This is a genomic window from Pseudonocardia sediminis (genome assembly GCF_004217185.1).
GTDB lineage: Bacteria > Actinomycetota > Actinomycetes > Mycobacteriales > Pseudonocardiaceae > Pseudonocardia > Pseudonocardia sediminis.
In genome coordinates, this window is the sequence record NZ_SHKL01000001.1 from 1,879,680 (window position 1) to 1,903,365 (window position 23,686).

Sequence of the window (23,686 nt, forward strand, 5' to 3'; positions counted from 1 at the left end):
CCGCGACGGCCGGGTGTCCCGTCGGTCCCGACACCACCGACGGAGAGGGACACCATGGCACCGCACGCGACGAGGCCCGGGGTGCGCAGCAGCGCCTCGGTCTGGTTCGCCTCCTACGGACTGTCCCTGCTCGGCAAGGGGATCGCGAGCGTGGTGCTGCCGCTGCTCGTGCTCGACCGCACCGGCGACGCGCTCGCGGCGGGCGTGCTCGCCACCGTCGCGACGGCGGCGTCGGCGGCGACCGGGCTCGTGTCCGGGCTGCTGGTCGACCGGATCGACCGCCGCGTGGTGTCGGTCGTGTCCGACCTGCTCGCGGCGGCGTCGCTGGTGGCGCTCCCCGTCGTCGACGCGCTGTGGGGACTGGACATGGCCTGGTTCCTGGCCCTGGCCGTCGTCGGGGCGGTGATCCGCGTGCCGGGGATGACGGCGCAGGAGACGCTGCTGCCCGTCCTCGCGCGGCTCGGGCGCACCGGGCCGGGGCGGCTCGACCGGCTGATCGCCACCCGGGAGACGGTCGGCAACGTGCTGCTGCTGGCCGGGCCCGGCCTGGGCGGGTTGCTCGTCGGGCTGCTCGGGCCGACCCCGGTCCTGATGCTCGTGACCGCGGCGACGAGCCTGCTCGCCGCCCTGTTGACGCTGGTGCTGGACCCGCGGTCGGGCCGGATCCCGCGGCCGGACACGGTCCGCGGCGGCAACGCGGTGCGCCGTGCGGTGTCCGACCTGCTCGTCGGCTGGACCTTCCTGGGACGCAACCGGCTCGTGCTCGGCGCCACCCTGATCAGCTCCGTGCTGGTCGCCGTCCTCGGCTCGCTGCAGAGCACCCTGATGCCGGCCTACTTCACCGCCGAGGACCTGCCCGGGCTCACCGGTCTGACGCTGAGCGCGATCGCCGCCGGCAGCATCGTCGGGTCGGCGCTCTACGCCGCTTCGGCCGGGCGGATCCGGCGCCGCACCTGGTTCGTCGTCGGGATGACCGGCACGCTGCTGGGCTTCGCCGCGGTCGGCAGCATGGCCTCGCCGTGGCTGGTGCTCGGCGGCGCGGCGCTGGTCGGGCTGACCAACGCCCCGGCCGCGGCCGTCCTCGGGGTGCTGACCGTCGAGGCGACCCCGGACGCGATGCGCGGGCGGGTGCTCGGTGCGCAGAACACCGTCATGCTCGCCGCGCCCGCGGTGACCAGCGCCCCGCTCGCCGCCGTCGCGGCCACCGCGGGACTGCCCGCGGCGGGGGCCGTGATCGCCGTCCTCGCCGGCGTCACGGCGATCGCGGCCGTCCTCGTGCCGACGTTCCGCTCGCTCGACGACACCCCGGGCGGCCCCGCCCCCGACGACGACCGTGCGCACGGCGTCGACCGGATCGTTCAGACGACGCTGCCGTAGGCCGCGGCGATGTCCTCGGAACCGGCCCAGCGGCTGTAGGTCGGCGACTGCGGCCACCCCTCCGGGGAGTCCTGCCAGACCTCCTGGCGGCCGTAGGGCAGGACGTCGACGAGCCCGAACACGAAGCCGAGCTGCTCGGTGCCCCGGCCGTTCGTGTGCCAGGTCCGGTAGACGGTGTCGCCGTCGCGGAGGAACACGTTCACGCCGAACCCGCCGTCGAGCGGAGCGTCGACGTCCGCGCCGAAGGAGCTGTTCGCGGTGGAGTACCAGGTCATGGTGTTGCCGACCCGCCCCTTGTAGGCCAGCGCCTCGTCGATCGGTCCCGGGGTGACGATGACGAACCGGGCGTCGAAGTTGTCCAGGATCTCCAGGCGGTTGAACTGGGTGGTGAACCCGGTGCAGCCACCGCACTGCCAGGTCTGCCCCGGCGACCACATGTGGTTGTAGACGATCAGCTGGGGCCGGTCGCCGAAGACGTCGACGAGCCGGACCGGCCCGTCCTCGCCCTCGAGGACGTAGTCGTCCATCTCGACCATCGGCAGGCGGCGGCGCTGCGCGGCGATCGCGTCGAGCTCGCGGGTCGCGGCCTTCTCCCGGGCGCGGAGCTTGTCGAGCTCACCGCGCCAGGTGTCGGCGTCGACGACGGGCGGCAGGGCGTTGCTGGTCATGAGATCACTTCCTGCGGTTCGGATCGTGGCCGTGCGTCTTCAGGGCAGACCGCGACGGATCCGGGAACTCATCGCTGCGCCGGTCAGGGCCGTAACCTGGAGAAACCCAGAAGCTAGTCCCCGGCCGCCTCGTCCATGACGACCACGACACCGTCCGGGCGCAGGGCGCGGCGGGCCGCGTCCAGGAACTCCACGGGGTGCGGCAGGTCGTGCAGGCACTCGAACGCGAAGACGGCGTCGAACGTGGCGGGCGGCAGGCTCAGGGCGGCGTCGCCGGTCGTGAACGTGATCCGCTCGCCCAGCCCGGCGTCGGCGGTGTGGGCCGCGGCGGCGGTGGTGGACGGGACGTCCGGGTCGACGCCGTGCAACGCGGCGCCGGGGTAGGCGCGGGCCGGCGCGATCGTCGACCACCCCTCGCCGCAACCGAGGTCCGCGATCACCGCTCCGGGGCGGTCGAGGTGCCGGTGCAGGTCGGGGACACCGGCCGACCACGCCCAGCAGGCCGGAGGCCGCCTGCTGCTCCAGCCATTCCCGGGCGTAGCGGGGATCGCAGCCACTGCGGGCGGCGAGCTCGTCCGGTGAGAGCGGGCCGGCCGCGGCCAGCGTCCGGTACCAGCCCAACCGGTCACCCAGGTAGATGGTCAGCACGTCGAACGCTCCGAGGGTGGCCGCGACGACGCGCTCGGCCACCGCCTCGGCCGTCGCCGGGCCCGTCGCCCCGGTCGTCTCCGCGGTCCCTGTCATGGCGTGCTCCCGTCCTCGCCGGCGCGTGGAGCCGCCGACCGTGCGCCGGGTCCACGCGCGGGTGCCCGTCAGGGGGAGAAGTTCCCCAACTTCGGGTAGGGCCTAGGGTCAGGAGGAGCCGGCCGGTGCCCCGCCCACGCCGATCTCGTTGCCGTCCGGGTCGCGGTAGAGCGCCTTGCGGACGCCGTTGTCGTAGGTCTCGGTCAGCTCCGGCTCGATCCCGCGCCGGGACACCGCGGCGACGAAGCCGTCGTAGTCACCGACGAACAGGGTGACCGTGGCGTGCCCGGCGTGCTCGGGCTGCAGCTCGACGTAGACGTGCCGGTGCTCCGACAGCGTCCAGACGCGCTCGACGTCGTTCGGCTCGAACGACTCGACGTCGCCGAGGAACCGGTCGAACCAGGCGACGGCGCGGGGGAGGTCGCTCACCGCGACACCGGCGAACAGGTCGATCTCCATGCGTCCTCCCTCGCGCCGTCACCCGGTCACGGGGCGTCGTCCGCGACGGGCCCGCCCGGCTCGCCGAGACCGTAGCGGTCCAGGACCGCCACGACCCGGGCGTTCCAGCGCTCGTGCGCCGACTGACGGGTGATCCCGGCGGCCGCCCCGATCTCGGCCCAGGTCGCCCCCGACCGCCGGAGCAGGACCACGTCCTCGACGCCGTCCATGCCGGCGGCCAGGGCGATCCGCAAGCAGGCCAGGGCCCACGGCCGCTGGGGGTCGGTGTCCTCGCCGTCGCCGTCGCCGTCGCCGTCGCCGTCGCCGTCGCCGAGCCGCAACGCGGTCACCAGCGCGTCGGCCTGGGTCTGCACCTCCTGCACCGCCGCCAGCCGCACGGCGTCCGCGTGCCCGGCGACGTCGGCCGCGCCCAGGCGTTCGATCATGCTGTTCATCGTCGTCCCCTCCCGTGTCAGGGTTACCCTGACACATGGTGCGGGCAGGGGCATCCGGTTTCCCGCCGGGCACCCGCGTGCCGACGCGGCCTCAGGTCCCGATCTCGGTCCGCACGGCGTAGAGCTCGGGGAAGAACGTCAGCTCGAGGGCCTTGCGCAGGAATCCCACCCCGCTGGACCCGCCGGTCCCGGCCTTGAACCCGATCATCCGTTCCACCGTCTTGAGGTGGCGGAAGCGCCAGAGCTGGAAGTTCTCCTCCAGGTCGACGAGCTCCTCGCACGCCTCGTAGGCCTCCCAGTTGCCGGCGGCGTCGGAGTAGATCTCGCGGAACACCGGCACCAGGTCGGGGGAGAAGACGTGCGCGGTCGTGACGTCGCGGCGCAGCAGCGCGTCCGGGACCGGGTGGCCGTGACGGGCCAGGTAGCGCAGGAACTCGTCGTAGACGCTCGGTGCCTCCAGCAGCTCGACGAGCTGGGCGCGGGCGCGGGGGTCGTGGTCGAACACCTCCAGCATCGCCGCGTCCTTGTTGCCCAGGGCGAACTCCACGGCCCGGTACTGGTCGGACTGGAACCCCGACGACGTCCCCAGGAAGCTGCGGAACTCCGAGTACTCCGACGGCGTCAGCGTCGCCAGCACCGACCACTGGTCGGTGAGCGTGCGCTGGATGTGCTTGACGCGGGCGAGTCCCTTGAGCGCGGGCCGCAGCTCGTCGGCGGCCAGGTGGGCCTGCACGGCGCGCAGCTCGTGCAGGACCAGCTTGAGCCACAGTTCCGACGTCTGGTGCTGGACGATGAACAGCAGCTCGTCGTGGTGCTCGGGCCGGCTCACCGGGTGCTGCGCCGAGAGCAGCTCGTCGAGGTGGAGGTAGGCGCCGTAGGAGAGGTTGACCCGGCCCCCGCGCTCGGTGAAGTCGCGCACGATGCCGTCCTCGATGGGCCGCGTTCCGGCGCTGTCGCTCATGCCCGGCGACTCTAGGCGGGGTCGGCTCGGCAAGCGGCCGGACGGCCTCCGGCGACGGTTGCGTGTGCACGGTTCGGACGGGGGATCACGATGGGGTCACGGCGTCGACCCAGGGTGGTCGGGACATGTGCCGTGTCCCGGACGGGGGCCGTGCGGATTCCACCGATCCAGCGAATATCCGAACGGAAAGTAATTCCGTCCACCGATCGTGTCGTGGGTTTGATTCGACCGATTGCGGCTGGATATTGTTCTTTCAGCCGGTACGGGCTCCCCCGCTTTTGTCAACGTGCCGGCAGGTACGAGCTCGGCTACGGCGGATCTCGAAACTCATCTGGAGAAGAACTGTGCTGAAGAAGGCTGGAATCGTCGTGGCGGCCTCCGCTGCGTCCCTGCTCGCCCTGAGCCCCCTCGCGTTCGCCGACAGCGGCAACGTCATCGACAAGGACTCGAAGGGCATCGTCTCCGGGCTGAACGGCAACAACGCCCAGCTGCCGGTCCAGGCCTGCAACAACAACGTGCCGGTCAACGTGCTCGGCGTCCAGGTCCCCGTCGAGGACGCTGCCGCGGGCAACGGCCTCACCGGTGCGGCCGGGATCGCGGGCGAGGGTGCCGCCAAGAGCGGCGACTCGGTCTCCGACCAGTCCGACAACTGCGGCCAGACCGCCGGTGCGGGCGACAGCATCGGCGAGTGAACTGATCTGACCTGATCAGATCGGTTCGAGATCCGCGGGAATGCCCCGGAACCGCACGGTTCCGGGGCATTCTCGTGTCCTTTTCTTCGAATTCGTCACGACGGGTCAGGGAAGGTCGACCGTCGTCAGGAGTGCGCGGTGGTCGCTGCCGGGGACGTCGATGATCTCGAGGTCGCGCGCCGTCGGCCCGCCCGCGGTCAGGACATGGTCGATCTGCGCACCGGTGACGCGCGGTGTGCGCGCGTCCCAGGTGCCGACAAGCCCCGACCCGGTCGCGGCGCCGGTGTCGCGGCAGCCCCGGGTCCCGTCGCGGAACGCCGAGTGGTCGAGCGTGGCGTTGAAGTCCCCGGCCACGATCGCCGGGCCCCCGGACGAACACCACCGCGCCAGTGACGCCAGCTCCCGCGGCCAGGACGCGATCTTGTCCGGCGTCGGTGCCGCCGTGTGCACGCCGAGCAGCCGCACCGGTCCGAGCGTGCCGCCGGTGATCTCCAGCCAGGGGTCCAGGCTCCCGGTGACCGTCCGCGCGCGCAGGTTCCCGAGGCCGGGGGAGGCCAGGACGACGACCCCCTCGATGTCCGGTACGCCCGGCGCGGCGGCGACCCACGACCGGTATCCCATCTCGGGCACGGCGCCGGTGATCAGGCCCCGGTAGCGCTCCGCGGCCTCCGGCAGGACCACGACGTCCGGACGTCGCTCGCGCACCAGTGCCGCGAGGGTGGGCACGTCGGCGGCCCCGTCGTAGACGTTGAACGAGAGCAGCGTGAGCGGGCGGCTCCCGGCCGGGACGGGCGCGTCCCCGTCGCCGAACGCCCGCGGCGCGAGCACGGCGGCCGAGACGACCGCGACCGCGAGCACCGCGACCCGGGCGGCGAGGCCGTGCCCCCGCCGGAGCGACCGGACGATCCCCACCACGGCGAGCACCGCGACCACGGCGGTGAACAGCGGGCGGAGCGCGATCAGCAGCACGAACGGGAGCCGCCCGTCGAGGCCCAGCAGGTCCGGGAGCAGGAGCAGGACCGCCGCCGCGACCAGCACGGTCCCGCGGATTCCGGAGCGGACGCGGGACGGTCGTCGAGGTGGCATGCGCTGACATTATGTCGCGGCGGGACGGGGTCTCCTGGCGGCCGGCGCATGCGGAGAGCTAGTGTCACTCACTGACAACAAGTCGGGTGCGCAGGGGAGGAACGGCGGCGATGACGAGTACGACGTCCACCCCGCGGGTCCGGACGGCTCCGCCGAAGGCGTCCGGCCGCGGCCGGCGCCCGATGTCGGACCAGTGGCGGGGCCGGCAACGGCTGATGATCTCCCGCGCCGCGATCCGGCTCTTCCGCGACCGGGGCGTCACCGAGACCGGCGTCGAGCAGATCGCCGAGGTCGTCGGGCTGTCGGCGCGCACGTTGTTCCGCTACTTCCGCAGCAAGGAGAGCTGCGTCGAGCCGGTGCTGTCGGTGTCGGTGGACGCGTTCGTCGCGACCCTGCGGCGCTGGCCGGCGGAGCTCTCGCTGGAGGAGCACCTCGTCGCCGACCACCGGAGCTCCGACGACGCCGAGGCCGCCGCGGACAGCGAGGCGGCCCTGGCCGTGATCGGGATGTCGCGCGAGGAGCCCGCCCTGCGGGCGATCTGGCTGGTGGTCTACGAACGCGCCGAGCCCGTCCTCGCCGAGGTCCTCGCCGACCATCTCGACCGTCCCGCGTCCGACATCGCCGTGCGCGTGCAGGCCGCCGCGCTCAGCGCCGCGCTGCGCATCACCAGCGAGGACCTCGCCGCGTCCCTGGTCGACGGCACCGGCCCGATCGAGCCCGCCGACCGTCTCGCCCGCCTGTCCTCCGCCGTCCACGCGGCGACGCACGGCGTGCTGGGTGCCGGCGCCACCGACCGCCCCACCACCGACCCGACCTCCGGAGAGTGAGCATGTCCTCAGCACCGCCCGAACCGGCCGTGGTCGACGGTGCGCGGACCCGGGCCCTGGTGGCGGTGCTGGCCTTCGGCGGCATCGTCGTCGCGCTGCAGCAGACCAGCGTGATCCCGTTGATCCCGCAGTTCCCCCGTCTCCTGGACGCCTCGGCCGCCGACACGACCTGGATCGTCACCGCCACCCTGCTGGCCGGTGCCGTCGCGACCCCGATGGTCGGGCGGCTGGCCGACATGTTCGGCAAGCGCCGGATGCTCCTGATCTGCCTGGCGATGCTGGTCGTCGGTTCGGTGACTGGGGCGCTGAGCACCTCGTTGGTCCCGCTCGTGGTCGGCCGCGCGATCCAGGGACTCGCGACCGGGGTGATCCCGCTGGGCATCAGCCTGATGCGCGACTCCCTGCCGGCCGAGCGGCTCGGCTCGGCCACCGCCTCGATGAGCGCCTCGCTCGGCGTCGGCGGCGCGCTCGGGCTGCCGCTGGCGGCGCTGATCGCGCAGAGCCTGGACTGGCACATCCTGTTCTGGGCCTCGGCCGGGCTCGGCGTGGCCGTGGTCGGGCTGGTGCTGTGGCTGGTCCCGGAGTCGCCGCAACGCGCGGGCGGGCGTTTCGACGGGCTCGGTGCGGTGCTGCTGTCGGTGGCGCTGGTGTGCGTGCTGCTCGTGGTGTCGAAGGGCAACTCGTGGGGCTGGGGCGACCCGCTGACCCTCGGCCTGCTCGTGGCCGGTGTCGTCGCGCTGGGGGCCTGGGGCGCGTGGGAGCTGCGGACCCCGCAGCCGCTGGTGGACCTGCGGGTGAGTCGGCGTCGCCAGGTGCTGCTGACGAACTGCGCGTCGGCGGTGTTCGGGTTCTCGATGTTCGCGATGTCGCTGGTCTTCCCGCAGCTGCTGCAGCTGCCGGCCTCGACCGGGTACGGGCTGGGGCAGTCGATCCTGGTCGCGGGACTGGTGCTGGCCCCGGGCGGGCTCTGCATGATCGCGATGTCGCCGGTCTCGGCGCGGATCACCAACGCCTCCGGGCCGCGGACGACATTGATGCTCGGCGCCGTCGTCGTCGCGGCCGGGTACGGGGTCGGGGTGCTGTTCCACTCCGAGGTCTGGCATCTCGTCGCCAGCTCGATCGTGGTCAGCTCCGGCGTCGGCCTGGCCTACGGCGCGATGCCGTCGCTGGTGATGGCGGCCGTCCCGGTCACCCAGACCGCCGCGGCGAACAGCCTCAACAACCTGGCCCGCGCGATCGGCACGTCGACCGCGAGCGCCGTCGCCGGCGTGCTGCTCGCGCAGCTCACGACGTCGGTCGCGGGGATGACGGTGCCGTCGGAGAGCGCGTTCGTCCTGGTGATGGGGCTCGGTGGTGTGACGGCGCTGGTGGCGCTGGCGATCACCGCGTTCATCCCGCCCCGGAAGGCGCCGGAGGAGACGGCCCCCGCCGTCCCATCCCTGTCGCCGGCGCCGTCGGCCGGGCCGGAGCAGGCCGGGCCGGCTCCCCGGCCCGCCGCCACCGCAGCGCCGTCGGAGACCGTCCGGCCGCTCGTCGCCGGGACCGTCCGGCGCGGGGGAGTGCCGGTCGTCGGTGCGGTGCTGACCGTGGTCGACACGGCCGGTTCCGAGCTCGGCCGGGCCCGGTCCGGGGAGGAGGGACGCTTCGCCGTGACGCGTTCGGGTACGGGACGCTCCCGGCTGCTCGTCGTGCAGTCGCTCGGCGCCGCGCACGCGGAGTTCCTGACCGACGGGGCCGAACACGTCGACCTCGAGCTGGACCGCTTCGCCGGGACGGCGGTGCGGGCCGGGCACGACGGCGCCGACCTGGTGCGCTGAGCGGCCCGCGACTCGGACCGGCGCGGGAGGTCAGCCCGGCTGGTCGTTGTCCTTGTGCGAACCCCAGCCGTGCCAGCGGTCGACCTCGATCCACCCGCTGACCCGGGCGCGCTCGCGGTCCGGGTACGGCGTGCCGAGGTAGTGCCCGGCCAGGCGGTCGATATCGGTCAGACGCTCGTCGTCGCGCAGGTCGACGATGCGGCCGATCAGGCTGATGTGGGTGTACCAGTCCTCGGAGTCGAGGACCGACAGCGTCACCCGCGGGTCGTTGCGGACGTGCTTCACGCGGACCCGCCCGGCGTCCATGTTGACCAGTACGCGGCCGTCGTCCTCCCAGAGGTACCAGGTCGCCACGGAGACGGGCTGGCCGTCGCGTCGCAGCGTGGTGATCACCGAGGGGTTGGGCTTGCGGAGCATGGCCACGGACTCGGCAGGAAGCGGTGGTGTCGACATCGTCTCGACGCTACGGCCCCCGTCCCGGTCCCGCCCGGGGAGGACGGGCCGGGGCGGCCGGCCGTGCCGGCCGCCCCGGCGCCCGAGGGGGCTCAGTCCTTCTTGAAGACGTCCTTGATCTTCTCGCCGGCCTGCTTGACGTTGCCCTTGGCCTGGTCGGTCTGGCCCTCCGCCTGGAGGTCCTTGTCGTCGGTGGCCTTCCCGACGGTCTCCTTGGCCTTGCCCTTGAGCTCCTCGGACTTGTTCTCGATCTTGTCGTCGGCAGCCATACGCACTCCTGAGGTGGACGACACCCGGCGTGTTCCAGATGCCGGTGATCGACTACCCGTTCCGGGGCGGGCGAACCCGATCGGCGTCCATGATCTTCCGGTGGCGCGGACGACGGACAGGCGTCGCCGGCCACGTCGCGGGTACAGGCCCGCGCATGAGCAGACCCACCGGCCGACCCGCGGACCCGCCTCCCGTCCCGTCCGACGCCGCCCGGCCGGTCGGCTCGGGGAAGCGGGTCCTGCGGATCAACCTGCTCTGCGGGTTCCTGCTGGGCATGGGCGTCGTCGCGTTCGTCGACGAGGCGGTGTTCCACCAGATCCTGCACTGGCACCACTTCTACGACCGCGGCACCAGCGCCGCGGGCCTCGTCTCCGACGGCGTCTTCCACGCGTTCAGCTGGTTCGCCACCGTGGCGTCGCTGCTGGTCCTGGCCCGCTTGCGCGCGGAGGGGTCGCTGCGCCCGCGGTGGGTGACCGGCGGGCTGCTCGTGGGGGCGGGGCTGTTCCAGCTCTACGACGGCCTGGTCCACCACAAGCTGCTGGGCCTGCACGAGATCCGCTACGGCGTCGACCTGACGCCGTATGACCTCGTCTGGAACGGCGTCGCGGTGGTCCTCCTGGTCGCGGGCCTCGTCCTGGTCGCGCGGAGCCGGGCCGTCGCCGACCGGCCGCCACGATGACCGGTCCCGGGTTCACGGTCGCGGTGGGCGTCGTCGCGCTGCTCGCCCTCGCCGGCTACGCCGCCGGCCTGTGGGCGGCACGCGACCGCGGGCACTGGCCCGCGCGGCGCACCGCGAGCTGGGTGGCCGGGGTCGCCGCGGCGACGGCGGCCGTCGCCGGTCCACTCGCCGACGGGGCCCACGACGACTTCCGGCTGCACATGGTCGCCCACGTGCTGCTCGGCATGGCGGCGCCGCTGCTGCTCGTCCTCGCCGCCCCGGTCACGCTGTGCCTGCGCGCACTCCCGGTCCGGGCCGCCCGGGGTGTCTCCGGTGTGCTGCGCTCCCTCCCGGCCCGGGTGCTGACCCACCCGGTCGTCGCCGCGGCGTCGGCCGTCGGCGGGCTGTGGCTGCTCTACCGGACCGGCCTGTACGCGGCGACGCGGCACGACCCGGTGCTCCACGTGCTGGTGCACGCCCACGTGTTCGCGGCCGGATGCCTGTTCACGGTGTCGATCACCGGCCCGGACCCCGCGCCGCACCGGCCGTCGCCGGCGGTGCGCGCCGCGGTCCTGGTGGCCGCCGTCGCCGCACACGACGTCCTGACCAAGATGATCTACGCGTACCCGCCCGTCGGCGTCGGAGCGGACGAGGCCGGGGTGGCTGCACAGCTGATGTACTACGGCGGCGCACCCGTCGAGATCGCGCTCGCCGTGCTGCTGTGCCGGGAGTGGCTCCGCGACCGGCGGGGTCCGATCACCGTGCCGCGTCGGCCGGCCGGCCGACGCGGCGACCCGCGGACGTCCCGGCGGACACCGCACCGTGATCGCCACGGCGGTCCGGGGCGTGATCGAGTTGCGGCGCAATGACGACCGGAATAGCGTCGGAGACGGAATGTCGACGGGACATTTCTGTCCTCGAATCTCGATGCGGCCCATGAAGATCCGACGTCGCCGCATCGAATTCGTCATTCCGGTCCACGCATTCAGGAATCCCCCCCGTGCGCGCCGTTCTGCGCTGCGCCGGATCCGGGGCCTGATCACCGGCTCGAACTCACGGGCCGCCACCGCATCACCGACCGTGGGCCTCTGCCCGCAGGGACGGACGTCATGACGATCGCCAACATCGAAGATCCCGGCGCACTGACCGGGGCACAGGTCCGCAGCAACGGCGGGGACAAGCTCGGCAAGGTCGACTCGGTCTACTACGACAACGACACCGACAAGCCCGAGTGGGTCGCGGTGAAGAGCGGTCTGTTCGGCACCCACGTGAGCCTGGTCCCGTTGCAGCAGGGCGACTGGGACGGCAAGGAACTGACGGTGCCGTTCGACAAGGCCGCACTGCAGAACGCGCCGCACCACGACCCCGACTCGGCGCTCAGCGAGTCCGACGAGCAGGACCTGTACCGGCACTACGGGATGGGCGCGGACGCGTCGTCCACCGGCACCTCGTCCACCGGCACCCCGTCCGCGGGCACCGACGCCGGCCGCTCGCCGGTCGACGCCCAGGGCGTCGCACCGACCACCGGTCTCGCCGGCACGGGCGAGACGACCGACCGCGGACCGGGCCGGGAGCCGCTCCCGGGCGGGCCGAACGAGGCCGCGACCGACGAGGCCCGTCCCGGCCGCTTCACCGACACCGGTGTCCAGGGCAGTGACACCTCCGGGCGCACCACCGGGACCACCCCCGGGACCACCGCCGACGACGCGATGACCCGCTCCGAGGAGCAGCTCCGGGTCGGCACCACCACGCGCGAGGCCGGCCGCGCACGGCTGCGCAAGCACATCGTCACCGAGAACGTGTCGACGACGGTCCCGGTCAGCCACGACGAGGTCACCCTGCAGCGGGAGCCGATCACCGAGGCCGACCGCGGGGATGCGCACTCCGGCGCGGACCTGACCGAGGACACCCACGAGGTGACGCTGACCGCCGAGAGCGCCGTCGTCGACAAGGACGTCGTCCCGGTCGAGCGGGTCCGGATGGGCACCGAGACCGTCACCGAGCAGCAGCAGGTCGACGAGACCGTCCGCAAGGAGGTCATCGACGTCGAGAGCACCGACGGCGTCGACACCACCGGTGGCCGCTCGACCACCACGGGCAAGCACGCCGCCGACGACGACCGCCGCTGACCCGACGCAAGCCTTGCGGTACGCCCGCTTGCGCGCTGACGGGCCACCGCCTGCCGGACCGGCCGCGGATCCCCTCGGGGGTCCGCGGCCGGTCGCGTGAGCCGTGCCGGAATGCGTTGGCGAGGATGTAGCGGTGCAGCTCGCCCTCGCCCGTGTCGCCGTCCTCGTCAGCGGGGCGGCGATCCTGATCGTCGAGACCCTCGCGACCCGTCTCGTCGCCCCCTACGTGGGGCTGACGCTGGAGTCGACGACGGCGGTGATCGGCGTCGCGCTGGCCGGGATCGCGGTCGGGGCCGCGATCGGCGGGAAGCAGGCCGACACGTCCGACCCGCGCCGGGTGGCTGCGGTGGCGCTGGCCGTGGGCGGTCTCGGGGTCCTCGCGGTGCGCCCGCTGATCCGTCTCATCGGACCGCTGCTCGGCAACGGCGCGAGCGCGGCGATCCTGCTCGTCATCGTCTCGACGCTGGTCTCGGTCACCGCGCTGGCCGCGGTGACCCCGGCCGTCACCCGGGCCCGCCTGGACGGGATCGACGGCTCCGGCGGGGTCATCGGGTCACTGTCCGCGCTGGGCACGATCGGGTCCCTGGCCGGCACGTTCCTCACCGGGTTCGTGCTGGTCGCGCTGCTGCCGGTGAGCGCGATCCTGTTCGTCACCGCGGCCGCGTGCCTGGTGCTGGCCCTCGTCGTCGCGACGACGAGAACCCGGCGGGAGATCGGCACGATCGGGGGTGCCGCGGCCGTGCTGGCCGCCGCGCTGGTCGTCGTCCCCGGCCGCTGCGACGTCGACACCACCTACTACTGCGCGAGCGTCGTCCCCGGTGACCGGCCGTCCGAACGGGTCCTGGTCCTGGACGACCTGCGGCACTCGGCGGTCGACCTGGCCGACCCGGCGCACCTGGAGTTCGCCTACACGCTGCGGTTCGCCGACGCGATCGACACGGCGTTCCCCGCGCGGGCGCCGCTGCGGGCCGTGCACGTCGGCGGCGGCGGGTTCACGATGCCGCGCTGGCTCGCCGCGACCCGCCCGGGCAGCACCTCGACGGTGCTCGAGCTCGACCGCGGCGTCGTCGAGCTGGGGGAGCGCGAGCTCGGCGTCGGCTCGATCCCCGGGCTGACGACGCGGGTCGGCGACGCCCGGACGGGACTGTCCGCGCTGCCGGACGCCTCCGCGGACCTCGTCGTCGGCGACGCGTTCGGGGCCCGCTCGGTGCCGTGGCACCTGGCGACGGCCGAGTTCGCCGACGAGGTGCACCGGGTGCTGCGTCCCGGAGGGCTCTACGTGCTCAACGTGATCGACCACGACCCGCTGGCGCTGCTGCGCGCCGTCACCGCCACCGTCGGCGACCGCTTCGGCTCGGTCGCGCTGATGGCCCGGCCCGACCAGCTCGCGCCGGGCGGCGGGGGCAACGCGGTGGTCGTCGTCTCCGACCGCGCCGTCGACACGGCGGCGCTCGCGGCGGCCGCGGCCACGCGGGGCGAGCCGGGTTCGGTGCTGGACCCGGCCGCGACCCGCTCCCTGGCCGGCGACGCCGAGGTCCTCACCGACGACCACGCCCCGGTCGACCAGCTCGGGGCACGGGGTCGGTAGCCGGCGAGGTAGCGGGCGCGGTCCTGGGGTCCGCGACGGTCCCCGGTGGCCGTCCGGTGTCGAGCCGGTCGGGTTCGGCGTCCGGCCACACGGTCAGTTCGCCGGCCGAGGGTCGGCAGCCCCGCAGGGACTCGAGCTCGATCGGGATCTGGACGGGCACAGGTGCTCCCTCGTCGATGGTGCCGGCGGATGTCAGTCCCGCCGGTCGGTGCAGCGGTGCGCCAGTGACGTCAGCGCGTCGCGGGCGTGCTCCGGGACGTCGGCGCACCCGATCGCGGCGAGGGCGTCGTCCACCCGGGCGGTGATGATCTCCTCGATCCGCTCCGGCGCCCCGGTGTCGCAGATCAGGTCCTGCCAGGCCGCGACGGCGTCGGCGTCGACGTGGTCGAGGTGGGCGAGCGCGCGCATGGCGCGCCGCTGGGCGGGCCCGGCCCGGTCCCGGGCGACGACGACCAGGCTCGTCGCGGTGCGGTTGCGTAGGTCGTCCCCGGCCGGCTTGCCGGTGGTCGACGGGTGGCCGAACACGCCGAGGACGTCGTCGCGCAGCTGGAACGCCTCCCCGACGAGCGCCCCGTAGCGGCTCAGCGGGGCGGTCACCGACGGGTCGCAGCCGGCGAGTGCGGCGCCGAACTCCAGCGGGCGGCGCACCGTGTAGTTGCCGGACTTGCGCCGGGCGACGTCGAGCACGGACTCCCAGGTCGGCTCGGCGCGCGTGTCGTTGACCAGGTCGGAGAGCTGCCCGACGACCAGCTCGGCACGCATCGCGTCGTAGAGCGGCCACGCCCTGGCCAGGTCCGCGTCGTCGAGCCCGCTCTCGCGCAGCATCTGCTCGGCCCACACCAGCAGCAGATCGCCGAACAGCGTCGCTGCCGACGCGCCGAACCGTTCCGCCGAGCCGGACAGACCCTGCTCGCGGTGCCAGGCGGACAGCGTGACGTGCAGGGCGGGACGACCGCGCCGCCGCGGCGAGCCGTCCATCACGTCGTCCTGGACGAGGGCGAAGCAGTGCAGCAGCTCCAGGCTGGCGACCGCACGCATCGCGGCGTCGCTCCCGCCCCGCCCGCAGGACCACCCCACCAGGGCGAACGTCGAGCGCAGGAGCTTCCCACCGGAGACGTACCCCGGCAGCGCCTCCGCGGCGACACGCGCCTCGGGGCGCCCGGCGAGCTGGTCGGCGCAACACCGGCGCACGTGGTCGACGGCGTGATCGCGCAGGCGTTCGGTCAGGTCCCCGACGAGGGGACCGCAGGAGACGTCGTACTGCTGGTCGAGGCTCATGCGATGCGTCGATGCGCCGCGGGGCAGGGGGTCGAGGAACGGCCCGCAGGATCGATGATCATGTCTCCTCGCCACGTCCGTGTCGTGAACCACGCCGGGGACCAGGGCGCCGGTGAACGTCCACGGTGGCACACCGCGGACCCGCGCGCGCGCCGACGCCGGTCGCGTTGCCGCCCACCCGCGGCCGTGCCACCGTTGAGTGCAACCTGCGACGCCGAGTGCAGGCCGCGCCCCGGGACCCGGGCGCCACCTCGACCGGCGACGATTCGAAGGAGACCCATGAGGTCAGCAGGGTCCGGTTCCGGCGATCGGCGGGCCGGGACGACGCCGGTGCACCGCTTCGCCCGGACACCATGGGCCGAGCAGGCCCCGACCTACGCCGAGGCCGACCCGTCCGTCATCGGCGGCGCCCTGGAACGGGCACGCCGCCGGCCGTCGGGGAACTGGTACGTGATCGCCGCGAGCCGCGACGTCGGCCGCGACCGCCCGGTCGGGCGCACCATCGCCGGGCGCGAGCTGGTCGTCTGGCGCGACCGCGACGGCCGCGCCGCCGTCGGGCCGGGGGCCTGCCCGCACCTGGGCGCCGACCTGTCCTGCGCCCGGATCGACCGCGGCGACCTGGTCTGCCACTGGCACGGGCTGCGCCTGGACACCAGCGGGGTGCCCGGCTGGTCGCCGATGCCGTGCCACGACGACGGCGTCCTGCTGTGGGCGCGGCTCGACATCGTCGGCGGCGAGCAGCCGACCGTCGCGCCGCCGGGCTCGGCGCGTCCCGGGCACGCCGGCCGGCTCGACGCCGTCGCCACCGTCGTCGGCGTCTGCGAGCCCGAGGACATCGTCGCGAACCGGCTCGACCCGTGGCACGGCGCGTGGCTGCACCCGTACTCGTTCGCCCGGCTCCGCGTCGTCGAGACACCGGACCCCGACCGTGACGACCGGTTCCTGGTCGAGGTCGTGTTCCGGCTGGCCGGGCGCTGGGGCGTCCCCGTGGTGGCCGAGTTCGTCTGCCCGGGCCCGCGCACGGTCGTCATGCGGATCCTGTCCGGCGAGGGCGTCGGCAGCGTGGTGGAGACGCACGCGACCCCGCTCGGACCGGGGCCGGACGGCCTGGCCCGCACCGCCGTCGTCGAGGCGGTGATCGCGTCCTCGGACCGGCCCGGTTTCGCCCGCGCGCACCGGGTCGCGCCCGCGGTGCGCCCGCTGATGCGCCGCGTCGCCACCCGCCTCTGGCGCGACGACATCGCCTACGCCCAGCGCCGCTACCGCCTGCGCACCGCGCCGGGCTACCGGGGCTCGGCCACACCCGCGGCGTCGTCGGACCCGGTCTCCCGCGGACTGCGGCCCACCGCATGATCGACGAGCTGCGCGGACGTGCGGCCCCGCTGCGGATGCGGCCGCGACGCCTGGTGACCGCCGACCCGACCCTGCCGCACCGCGCGCCCGAGGGCACCGAGGCCGTCGTCGTCGGGGCCGGGGTGGCGGGCGTGAGCGCTGCGCTCGTGCTGGCCGAACGGGGCGTGCGGGTACGGCTCGTCGAGGCCGCCGACACCCTCGGCGGGCGCCTCGGCGCCTGGCCGCACACGTTGCCCGACGGCACCGAGCAGGTCGTCGAGCACGGGTTCCACGCGTTCTTCCGGCACTACTACACGTGGCGGTCGATCCTGCGCCGGATCGACCCGGAGCTGGGCTTCCTCGCCCCGGTCGAGGGCTACCCGGTGATCTCGCGGCGCTGGGCGCCCGAGGACCTCGGCTCACTGCCGGCCGCGCCGCCGCTGAACCTGTTCGCGCTGTTCGCGCGCTCGGCGAGCCTGCGGCTGTCCGACGTCTCGGCGACCGACCCCGAGCTCGGGCAGGCGCTGCTGGCCTACGACCGCACCGACACCACCGAGCGGTTCGACGCGATGTCGGCGGGGGAGTTCCTGCGCGGGCTGGGGATGTCGGAACGGGCCAACTCGATGCTGTTCGAGGCGTTCGCCCGCTCGTTCTTCTGCGACGAGGAGTCACTCTCGGCGGCCGAGCTGCTGGCGATGTTCCACTACTACTTCCTCGGCAACCCCGAGGGCATCGCGTTCGACGCCCCGATGACCGACCACCGGACCTGCATCTGGGACCCGCTGTGGCACCGGCTCACCGCGCTCGGCGCGAGCGTCGAGACCGGGTCGCCGGTGCGCTGTCTCACCCCGGAGGGCGACGGCTGGCGGCTCGACGTCGGCGGCTCCCGGATCCGGACCCGGCACGTCGTGCTCGCGCTCGACCCGGGTGCACTGCGGACGCTCCTGGCGGCGTCCCCGGCCGCGGCCGCCGCGGCGCCGCGGTTCGCCACCCAGTGCTCGGACCTGGCGGTCGCGCCGCCGTTCACGGTGAGCAGGCTCTGGCTCGACCGCGACGTCGACGCCTCCCGTGCGACGTTCAGCGCCGTCAGCGGGGAGGCGCAGCTGGACTCGGTGGCCGTCTACTCGCGACTCGAGGAGCCCTCGGCGCGCTGGGCACGGCGCACCGGCGGGTCGATCGTGGAGCTGCACTCCTACGCGTGCCGTGCGCCGGACGCCGCGACGTCGACGGCCCGGATGCGGGCCGAGCTGGCCGTGCTGTGGCCGGAGACGGCGGCGGCCCGGGTGGTGCACGTCCACGAGCGCCGGGAGGCGACGGCGCCGTCGTTCCCGCCCGGCGGGGCCGGGCGACGGCCCGGGGTGCGCACCGACGCCCGCGGCGTGCGGGTGGCCGGGGACTTCGTCGACCTGCCTTACGTGGCCGGGCTGATGGAGCGGGCGTCGATGTCCGGGGTGCTGGCCGCGAACGACGTCCTCGCCGAGGTCGGTGCCGGTCCGGAGGAGATCACGGGCGTCCCGCAGCGCGGGTTGCTGGCCGGCCTGCGGGGTCCGTCGCGGGGGACCCTGTCGCGGGGGACCCTGTCGCGGGCGGGCCGATGAGCCCCGCCGTGACGTCCGCGGACAGCAGCACCAGCGGCAGCCCGCCGCCGGGGTGCGCCGAGCCGCCGACCAGGTAGAGCCCGGGCACCGGGGACCGGTTGGACGGCCGCAGCAGCGCGGCGCGGGCGCCGTGCGAGGCGGTGCCGTAGATCGCGCCGCCGGGGGCTCCGGTCTCGCGTTCGAGGTCGGCCGGGGTGCGGACCTCGCGCCACCGGATGCGCTCCCGCACGTCGGTGCCGCGCTCGGCGAGGGTGGCCAGGACGTGGTCGGCGTAGCGCTCCGCCCGCCCCGGCTCGTCCCAGTCCACGCCGCGACCGGGATCGTGCGGCGGGGCGTTGACCAGCACGAACCATCCCTGCGACTCATCGTCCGGGCGCAGCGCGGGGTCGTCCGGGGCGTGCACGTAGATCGCCGGGTCCTCGATCGGGCGAGGCCGGCGGCCGAGCACGGCGTCGAACTCGGCCGCGTAGTCGTCGGGGAACCAGACCCGGTGCGCGGGAGCGTCGTCGCGACCGTCGAGGGCGAGCAGCATCGCGAACCCGGACATCGACCGCGGCGCGCGGCGCAGGGTCCGGCGGGCCCGGCCGGCCGCCGGGGCGTCGAGGAGGTTCTCGTAGAGGACGGTCGCGTCGGCGTTGCAGACGACCAGGTCGGCGCGGACCTCCCCGCCGTCGGCGAGGACCACCCCGGCGGCCCGGTTCCCCGACATCCGCACCCGGGTCACCTCGGAGCCCAGGTGCACCTCGACGCCGAGGTCGCGGCAGCGGGCGAGCAGCGCGTCGGCGATGCCGCGCAGGCCGCCGCGGACGTACCAGGCGCCGTGGTGCTGCTCGATGTAGGCGGTCACCGACAGCACGGACGGCGTCCGCCGCGGGTCGGAGCCGGAGTAGGTGGCGTAGCGGGCCAGCCACCGGCGCAGCCGCGGGTCCGGCAGCATCGCGCGGCCGAGCCCGTCGAGGGTCCGCCACGGCGCGACCAGCGCGATCTCGCTCGGTCGCCGCGCCAGCCGCAGCAGGTCCCCGACCCCGTCGAACGGGCGTCGGAGCACGTCGTCTTCGACGAGGTCCCAGAGCTTGCGCGAGCGCTCGTGCAGCGCCTGCCACGCCGCGCCGGTCCCGGCGCCGAGGGCGGCGTCCAGCGCGGCCGGGACATGCGCGGGGTCGTGCGGCATGTCCAGCCGGGTGCCGTCGGCGAAGGTGTAGCAACACGCCGGGTCGACCGGCACCACGTCCAGTCCGTCGGGTGGGCCGCCGGTGGCGGCGAAGAGCTCGTCGAGCACGTGCGGCAGCGTGAGAAGCGACGGTCCGGTGTCGAACGTGAAACCGTCCCGGCTCCGGACGCCGAGCTTGCCGCCGTGGGTCGGCGAGCGTTCGTGCACCTCGACGCGGTGCCCGGCCGCGGCCAGACGGGCCGCCACCGCCAGCCCGCCGACACCGGCTCCGATGACGACGACACGGCTCTCCATCCCGGCTACCTACCCCTCCGCGCCCCGCTCCAACCCCCGCCCGTCCGTGCGCGGATCTCCGGCTCCGGAGACGTTGTCCACGCACGACCCCCGGGGTGGTCCGGTTGTGACGATCTCGCGCGCGTGTGCAGGGTTCGGGGGCCCGGCCCGGGGTAACCGAGGCGAATGGTTCACCCGGTGCCGGCGGCACCCCCACCCCATGCGACGCGCCCGGCCGGGGTCGCGGCGACGGTTGCCGGTCGCCTCCGGATCGGTCCGGTCTGGGCGCTCGTGGCGCTCGCGGTACTCGTCCAGATCGTCTACCCGCTCATCCCGGAGGCCGGGCGGACCGCCGTCACGGTGCTGTCGGTGGTGGTGTTCGCGGCCGCGTCGCTGGCCGACTGCGCCCGGGTGCACGGGTACCTCTCGGCGCTCGCGCTGGCCGTCGTCGCCGGTGGGGGAGGCCTGTTCGTCGAGTCGCTCGGGCTGCGCACCGGCTTCCCGTTCGGCGAGTACCACTACACCGGCACGCTCGGCCCGGAGCTGTTCGGCGTCCCGGTGGTGGTGCCGTTGGCCTGGACGATGATGGCGTGGCCGGCGCTCGTCGTCGGCCGCACGTTGTGCACCCGGACCGTCCCGGTCGTGCTGACGGCGGGTCTGGCGCTGGCGAGCTGGGACGTCTTCCTGGACGCGCAGATGGTCGCGGCCGGGCACTGGTACTGGACCCACCCGGACCCCGGCCTGCCGCTGGTCCCCGGCATACCGCTGACGAACTACGCGGGCTGGGTCCTGGTCGCGGTCGTCATCTGCGGGGCGCTGCACCTCGCCCTCGGCGGGGGCCCGGACGGGCGACGATCGCGGTCGACCCCGGCGGCCGTGCTCTACCTGTGGACGTACGCGTCCTCGGTGCTCGCCCACCTCGCGTTCTTCGCACTTCCCGGATCGGCGCTCGTGGGCGGGCTGCTGATGGGCGCGATCGCGATCCCCTATGGACGGAAGGTGACCCGCGCCACCCGGTCACGGGCGGTCGCCGGTAGTGACACGGAACGTGGTTGACGCCACAATGACGCGGTGGCCACCGCCCAGGAACCGCCGGACGTGACATGGCCCGACGGTCTCGTCGACGTCGTCTCGGCGCACCTGTCGTGCGAGGTCGCGACGATCGCCCGGGACGGCACCCCGATCGCCTGGCCGATGGTGCCGCTGTACCTCCCGGAGCGCGACGAGTTCCTGCTGACGACCTCGATCGGGTTCCCGGCCAAGATCGCGCATCTCGAGCGCGACGCCCGCGTGTCGCTGCTGTTCTCCGACCCCACCGGCAGCGGGTCCGGTGCCCCGCCGGTGGTGCTGGTGCAGGGCAGCGCGACAGTCGAGCCGGAGGTGCAGACCGCGACCGGCGACCTGCTCGCGCACTGGGCGCGGGTGCACGCCGTCCAGCCGATGAGCCGTCTGTTCTCCTCGACGCCGCCGACGCGCTGGTTCATGGACTTCTACTACATGCGACGACTGATCCGCGTCCGCCCGGAGACGGTGACGTGGTGGCCGGACCGGGACACCGCCCACGCACCCCGGCGCCGGCAGCTCGCCCCGGTGGCGCCCGCCGCCGCCCCGGTCCCGGCGCCCACGCACGCGACGGTGGGTGACGCGGAGTGGACCGACCTCGTCCGGAACCTGGCCCGCTTCCCGGACGCCGTGCTCAACGCCTACGACGACGACGGCCGCCCGGTCGGTCTGCGCGCGTCGCCGCGGGTCGACCACGCCGCGCGGGTGCTGCACTGGCCGGGTCCGGCGGGCGTCGACGTGGCGGCCGGTCCGGCGTCGGTCCTCTGGCACTCCCACGACGAGACGATGTGGTCGCTGCGCTCGTTCGCCGCACGCGGTGCGATCGCACCCGGCGACGACGGCCTCGTGTTCACCCCGGGCGGCGTCCTGCCGGGCCTGGGGCTGTCCGGCCCCCTCGGTGACGGCAAGGTGTTCCTCGACGCGCGTCGCCGCGCCGGACGCTACCTGTCCCGCCGCGGGCTGCCGCGGCCCCGCATCCCCTGGGACCGGCTCCGTGTCCCGACCTGACCACCCGCCCCTCCCGGGAGGGGACCCCGCCGCGCGGGCCGCGGAGCCCGAGCTGCGGCGGGCGCTCGACAGCGCGTTCTCCAACGCCCCGATCGGGATGGCCGTCCTCGCCCCGGACGGCGTGATCACGGTCTGCAACCCGGCCATGGGCGACCTGCTGGGCCTGCCGCACGACGACCTGACCGGGCGCACGTTCTTCGACGTCACCCACCCCGACGACCTGGCCGAGGCGCAGGCGAACTGCGGCCTGATGCAGCACGGCGAGACCCGCATCCTGCGGCACGAGTGCCGGTTCCTGCGCTCCGACGGCAGCGTCGTGTGGGTGTCGGTGACGACCTCGCGGGTGGAACCGACGCCGGGGAACCCCGCGCACCTGATCATGCACATCGAGGACATCGACGAGCGCAAGGCGCTGGAGTCCGCGCTGACCCACCAGGCCCGGCACGACCCGCTGACGGGGCTCGCCAACCGCACCCTGCTCGCCGAACGGCTCCAGCAGGCAGGCGGCAACGGTCGTCACTCCCGGCCGATGTGCCTGATCTACCTCGACCTCAACGGTTTCAAGGCCGTCAACGACCGGTACGGCCACGCGACCGGCGACCAGGTCCTCACGGAGCTGGCCCACCGGATCCGCGGCGTCGTCCGCCCGCACGACACGGCCGCCCGCCTCGGCGGCGACGAGTTCGCCGTCCTGTGCGTGGACACCGAGCCGCACCACGGCCCGCTGGTCGCGGCCCGTCTGCGCACCGCGACGTCGCAGCCGTTCGAGATCGGCGGGCACCGCATCGCGCTGAGCGCCGCGGTCGGGGTGAGCACGTCGGCGCACCTGCATCCCCGCGACGGCAACCCCGAGGATCTTCTGCACGAGGCCGACCAGCGGATGTACGAGGCGAAGTCGGCGGAACGGCGGTCCGGCGCCCGCCGCTGAGACGACTCGGACCGTGTCCCCACGTCGAACCCGTCCGCCGCGCCCGAGGTGGCGCTGCGCGCGGGATCGCCGGGGGACCGCGCCCGCCCGTGCGGGCGGCGCGGCCCACCGGCCGTGGGGTCGCGGGTCAGGCGGAGGCGTCCGCCGTCAGCGGGACGCGGGTCCAGTCGTTGACGAACTCCAGGCCGCTGCGCTGGAAGAGCTGCGTCACCGGGCAGCGGCGCGCGGTCTCGGAGACGAACCGCTCGAACTGCGCCTCGTCGGCGTCGGTCTCGACGGTCGCGCGGACCTCGACGCGGTCGAAGTTCGCGTTCCCGTCGGCGCCGCCCACGAGGACGGCGGTGTCGAGGTCACCCTGGATGTCGAACGTCCAGGCGCCGAGCGTGATGCCGAGGTCCTTCGCCACGAGCGCGGCGGTGACCTGGTTGCACGAGGTCAGCGAGCCGAGGGCGTAGAACAGCGGGCTGGGTGCAGCGTCCGCGCCGCCGAACGCCGGGAAGGCGTCGGCGTGGAAGACGTGCCCGGCGTCGCCGGCAGCGGTGAGCTTCTGGGCGACGCCGGTGCCCTCGCCGTGCACGACGAACGGGACGACGGACTCCTTGGGCCGGATGGCCATGATGATCTACCTCTCGGGACGGACGGTCACGGTGGACGAACAGGGGTGGGTCCCCGGACGTGGAGCCTTCGGACGTCACCACGTGGGTGGTGTGCCGCTCGTCCGGGTCCGGGGGTGAACCCGGCCCGCGGTGGCTCCGAACCGGGCGGGTGGGTCGAGGGGTCCGGTTCGCCGATGATCTCGGCTGCATCGGACAGCCGGGGACGGCTCGGTCGAGCCGTGCCGTGGGACGGCGGGGCGGACTCGCGGCCGGCCCG

Annotated in this window: 23 protein-coding genes and 1 pseudogene; 13 read left to right on the top strand and 11 right to left on the bottom strand. The window is 74.3% G+C overall.

The window, feature by feature from the left end; all coding sequences use genetic code 11:
- Nucleotides 1-54 precede the first annotated feature (54 nt).
- The gene (locus EV383_RS08880; protein WP_130289475.1) at nucleotides 55-1,377 is read left to right on the top strand and encodes an MFS transporter; all 1,323 of its coding nucleotides are present in this window, start codon (nucleotides 55-57) and stop codon (nucleotides 1,375-1,377) included.
- Here the strand turns inward: EV383_RS08880 and EV383_RS08885 are convergent.
- The 5 genes from EV383_RS08885 to EV383_RS08905 form a co-directional block, all read right to left on the bottom strand.
- Nucleotides 1,359-2,045, bottom strand: a complete 687-nt coding sequence (locus tag EV383_RS08885) for a DUF899 domain-containing protein (RefSeq protein ID WP_130289476.1) — start codon at nucleotides 2,043-2,045, stop codon at nucleotides 1,359-1,361. The two genes, EV383_RS08880 and EV383_RS08885, sit on opposite strands and share 19 nt — an antisense overlap.
- 113 nt (nucleotides 2,046-2,158) lie before the next feature.
- On the bottom strand, nucleotides 2,159-2,674 hold the full coding sequence (locus EV383_RS31640) for a class I SAM-dependent methyltransferase (RefSeq protein ID WP_341273713.1): 516 nt from the start codon (nucleotides 2,672-2,674) through the stop codon (nucleotides 2,159-2,161).
- A 223-nt stretch (nucleotides 2,675-2,897) separates the two neighbouring features.
- Nucleotides 2,898-3,248 carry a VOC family protein gene (locus EV383_RS08895; RefSeq protein WP_130289477.1) on the bottom strand — a complete coding sequence of 117 codons (351 nt, stop codon included), beginning with the start codon at nucleotides 3,246-3,248 and terminating at the stop codon, nucleotides 2,898-2,900.
- Between the two features lie 26 nt (nucleotides 3,249-3,274).
- On the bottom strand, nucleotides 3,275-3,682 hold the full coding sequence (locus EV383_RS08900) for a hypothetical protein (protein WP_130289478.1): 408 nt from the start codon (nucleotides 3,680-3,682) through the stop codon (nucleotides 3,275-3,277).
- Nucleotides 3,683-3,773: 91 nt separating this feature from the next.
- A complete protein-coding gene (locus tag EV383_RS08905) occupies nucleotides 3,774-4,643 on the bottom strand; it encodes a tryptophan 2,3-dioxygenase (RefSeq protein ID WP_130289479.1) in 870 nt (289 codons plus the stop codon).
- Between the two features lie 344 nt (nucleotides 4,644-4,987).
- Here EV383_RS08905 and EV383_RS08910 point away from each other — a divergent pair, with 344 nt between their 5' ends.
- Nucleotides 4,988-5,335 carry a hypothetical protein gene (locus EV383_RS08910; RefSeq protein ID WP_130289480.1) on the top strand — a complete coding sequence of 116 codons (348 nt, stop codon included), beginning with the start codon at nucleotides 4,988-4,990 and terminating at the stop codon, nucleotides 5,333-5,335.
- 105 nt (nucleotides 5,336-5,440) lie between these two features.
- On the opposite strand, the gene EV383_RS08915 is transcribed toward EV383_RS08910, so the two are convergent.
- Nucleotides 5,441-6,421, bottom strand: a complete 981-nt coding sequence (locus EV383_RS08915) for an endonuclease/exonuclease/phosphatase family protein (protein WP_130289481.1) — start codon at nucleotides 6,419-6,421, stop codon at nucleotides 5,441-5,443.
- 110 nt (nucleotides 6,422-6,531) lie between these two features.
- Here EV383_RS08915 and EV383_RS08920 point away from each other — a divergent pair, with 110 nt between their 5' ends.
- Together EV383_RS08920 and EV383_RS08925 are read left to right on the top strand one after the other, a co-directional pair.
- Nucleotides 6,532-7,248, top strand: coding sequence for a TetR/AcrR family transcriptional regulator (locus EV383_RS08920; protein ID WP_242622976.1), 717 nt, complete (start codon nucleotides 6,532-6,534; stop codon nucleotides 7,246-7,248).
- A gap of 2 nt (nucleotides 7,249-7,250) precedes the next feature.
- Nucleotides 7,251-8,711, top strand: a pseudogene (locus tag EV383_RS08925) (MFS transporter); the annotation flags it as partial.
- Nucleotides 8,712-9,095: 384 nt separating this feature from the next.
- Here the strand turns inward: EV383_RS08925 and EV383_RS08930 are convergent.
- Together EV383_RS08930 and EV383_RS08935 are read right to left on the bottom strand one after the other, a co-directional pair.
- A complete protein-coding gene (locus EV383_RS08930; protein WP_130289483.1) occupies nucleotides 9,096-9,518 on the bottom strand; it encodes a PPOX class F420-dependent oxidoreductase in 423 nt (140 codons plus the stop codon).
- A gap of 92 nt (nucleotides 9,519-9,610) precedes the next feature.
- Nucleotides 9,611-9,787 (bottom strand): CsbD family protein, encoded by a 177-nt coding sequence (locus tag EV383_RS08935; protein ID WP_130289484.1) that lies wholly within the window; start codon nucleotides 9,785-9,787, stop codon nucleotides 9,611-9,613.
- A 155-nt stretch (nucleotides 9,788-9,942) separates the two neighbouring features.
- Between EV383_RS08935 and EV383_RS08940 the strand changes: the two genes are divergently transcribed.
- From EV383_RS08940 to EV383_RS08955, 4 genes are all read left to right on the top strand, one after another.
- A complete protein-coding gene (locus EV383_RS08940) occupies nucleotides 9,943-10,467 on the top strand; it encodes a DUF2243 domain-containing protein (protein WP_130289485.1) in 525 nt (174 codons plus the stop codon).
- On the top strand, nucleotides 10,464-11,315 hold the full coding sequence (locus EV383_RS08945) for a cytochrome c oxidase assembly protein (protein WP_130289486.1): 852 nt from the start codon (nucleotides 10,464-10,466) through the stop codon (nucleotides 11,313-11,315). The genes EV383_RS08940 and EV383_RS08945 overlap by 4 nt, the downstream gene beginning before the upstream one ends.
- A gap of 240 nt (nucleotides 11,316-11,555) precedes the next feature.
- Nucleotides 11,556-12,575 carry a DUF2382 domain-containing protein gene (locus tag EV383_RS08950; protein WP_130289487.1) on the top strand — a complete coding sequence of 340 codons (1,020 nt, stop codon included), beginning with the start codon at nucleotides 11,556-11,558 and terminating at the stop codon, nucleotides 12,573-12,575.
- Nucleotides 12,576-12,708: 133 nt separating this feature from the next.
- Nucleotides 12,709-14,163, top strand: coding sequence for a fused MFS/spermidine synthase (locus EV383_RS08955; RefSeq protein WP_130289488.1), 1,455 nt, complete (start codon nucleotides 12,709-12,711; stop codon nucleotides 14,161-14,163).
- Between the two features lie 192 nt (nucleotides 14,164-14,355).
- Here EV383_RS08955 and EV383_RS08960 read toward each other — a convergent pair whose 3' ends face one another.
- On the bottom strand, nucleotides 14,356-15,441 hold the full coding sequence (locus EV383_RS08960; protein ID WP_130289489.1) for a polyprenyl synthetase family protein: 1,086 nt from the start codon (nucleotides 15,439-15,441) through the stop codon (nucleotides 14,356-14,358).
- 279 nt (nucleotides 15,442-15,720) lie between these two features.
- Here EV383_RS08960 and EV383_RS08965 point away from each other — a divergent pair, with 279 nt between their 5' ends.
- Complete coding sequence (locus EV383_RS08965) at nucleotides 15,721-16,794, top strand: DUF5914 domain-containing protein (protein ID WP_130289490.1); 1,074 nt, start codon at nucleotides 15,721-15,723, stop codon at nucleotides 16,792-16,794.
- The gene (locus EV383_RS08970; RefSeq protein WP_130289491.1) at nucleotides 16,791-18,371 is read left to right on the top strand and encodes an FAD-dependent oxidoreductase; all 1,581 of its coding nucleotides are present in this window, start codon (nucleotides 16,791-16,793) and stop codon (nucleotides 18,369-18,371) included. The genes EV383_RS08965 and EV383_RS08970 overlap by 4 nt, the downstream gene beginning before the upstream one ends.
- Here EV383_RS08970 and EV383_RS08975 read toward each other — a convergent pair.
- Complete coding sequence (locus EV383_RS08975; RefSeq protein WP_130289492.1) at nucleotides 18,277-19,836, bottom strand: phytoene desaturase family protein; 1,560 nt, start codon at nucleotides 19,834-19,836, stop codon at nucleotides 18,277-18,279. The two genes, EV383_RS08970 and EV383_RS08975, sit on opposite strands and share 95 nt — an antisense overlap.
- Before the next feature lie 177 nt (nucleotides 19,837-20,013).
- Between EV383_RS08975 and EV383_RS08980 the strand changes: the two genes are divergently transcribed.
- The 3 genes from EV383_RS08980 to EV383_RS08990 are packed head-to-tail and all read left to right on the top strand — an operon-like array spanning nucleotide 20,014 to nucleotide 22,813.
- Nucleotides 20,014-20,871, top strand: coding sequence for a carotenoid biosynthesis protein (locus EV383_RS08980; protein WP_242622977.1), 858 nt, complete (start codon nucleotides 20,014-20,016; stop codon nucleotides 20,869-20,871).
- A gap of 15 nt (nucleotides 20,872-20,886) precedes the next feature.
- The gene (locus EV383_RS08985; RefSeq protein ID WP_130289494.1) at nucleotides 20,887-21,885 is read left to right on the top strand and encodes a pyridoxamine 5'-phosphate oxidase family protein; all 999 of its coding nucleotides are present in this window, start codon (nucleotides 20,887-20,889) and stop codon (nucleotides 21,883-21,885) included.
- A complete protein-coding gene (locus EV383_RS08990) occupies nucleotides 21,872-22,813 on the top strand; it encodes a diguanylate cyclase domain-containing protein (protein WP_130289495.1) in 942 nt (313 codons plus the stop codon). The genes EV383_RS08985 and EV383_RS08990 overlap by 14 nt, the downstream gene beginning before the upstream one ends.
- 127 nt (nucleotides 22,814-22,940) lie before the next feature.
- Here the strand turns inward: EV383_RS08990 and EV383_RS08995 are convergent, their stop codons facing one another.
- On the bottom strand, nucleotides 22,941-23,429 hold the full coding sequence (locus tag EV383_RS08995) for an OsmC family protein (RefSeq protein ID WP_130289496.1): 489 nt from the start codon (nucleotides 23,427-23,429) through the stop codon (nucleotides 22,941-22,943).
- Nucleotides 23,430-23,686 lie beyond the last annotated feature (257 nt).